The sequence below is a fragment of the Limimaricola cinnabarinus genome, assembly GCF_002723615.1.
Taxonomy (GTDB): Bacteria; Pseudomonadota; Alphaproteobacteria; order Rhodobacterales; family Rhodobacteraceae; genus Limimaricola; species Limimaricola cinnabarinus_B.
Map to the genome: position 1 here is coordinate 1 of NZ_KZ305007.1, position 1,034 is coordinate 1,034.

Annotated in this window: 2 protein-coding genes; both read left to right on the forward strand. The window is 62.0% G+C overall.

The window, feature by feature from the left end:
* Positions 1-314 (forward strand): hypothetical protein (locus CJ301_RS18940; RefSeq protein WP_162620632.1); only part of this gene is annotated, 314 nt, incomplete at its 5' end.
* A 532-nt stretch (positions 315-846) separates the two neighbouring features.
* Positions 847-1,034 (forward strand): hypothetical protein (locus CJ301_RS19045; protein WP_216823338.1); only part of this gene is annotated, 188 nt, incomplete at its 3' end.

Genomic DNA, 1,034 nt, shown 5'->3' on the forward strand with positions numbered 1-1,034 from the left:
TTGAAGCCCTCATCGCGCAGGCTACGGAGCATCCCACGCGCCGCGATGATCTGCTGCAGACAGGAGGCGCGGGGCGGCACGGAATGCTCGGCCACGCGCTGCTCGAGGCGCTCGGCCAGGGTGGGAGGGGCGGGGTCGGACATGGGCTGATCCTGTTCTTTTTTGCTGCTTTCCCATTTTCATACAATGGCCCCGAAATTTCCGATCCATCGAAATTCCGGTTGTCCACATTTTTCCATAGTAGAAGACAAAACCTCCTCGCCGCCATCGGCCGGAATTCGACGCAGATCTGCATTAATGAATTATCGATTTAATAAATCAGCTGGCATTTCGAGCTGCTGTCCGCTCCGACCACGCGACGGGCGACCCCGCGTCAAAGCACAGGTTTTGCATCAATTTTCTTTTCTGATGATAGTCCTCGCATCAGCTCGATGCGACGTGCGTTCGTCTCGTCGCGAACACGCAGCAGGGGCCATGCGGGAGACGTCCTATTCGCCGCATGTCCACGCACCTCATGGCATTTCCGTTTTCCTGACACATTACGCATATCGGGGCCGGAGCTCAGTGACGGGGGGCTTGGTATTTTCATGGCCTGCGGAAAATATCGATGTCGAGGCCCTGCATCGACGGAGAATTCCATGCCCGTGACCCTCATCGCCGGATCGCGCCCCGCCACCCCCGCCCCTGGGTCCGGTCACGGCCGCATACCACTGCACCCTGCCAGCGTCGCGTCCGCAGGACGGCGCATTGCGACTGTCATCCCTTTGCATCGCTGGCGCATGGTTGGGGCCGGCCGTGGAGATCCGGAAGCGCCCTGTCCTCGGCCGGTCGTGGGAGGGGCGCGAGATGATCAGCTGCACCCGGATCTATAATGTCGCGTACTACCTCGCCTCTACTGAACTGGCGGGCCAGGAGGCGGCAGTAGGTCAGAAGGCGGTGGATCGGGCCCTGACCACGGTGCCGGAGGCCACGCGCCGTGACCGGCCGAATGCCGACCCCTGCGACGGCCCGGGCTGCTGGGTCGTGCTGCACCC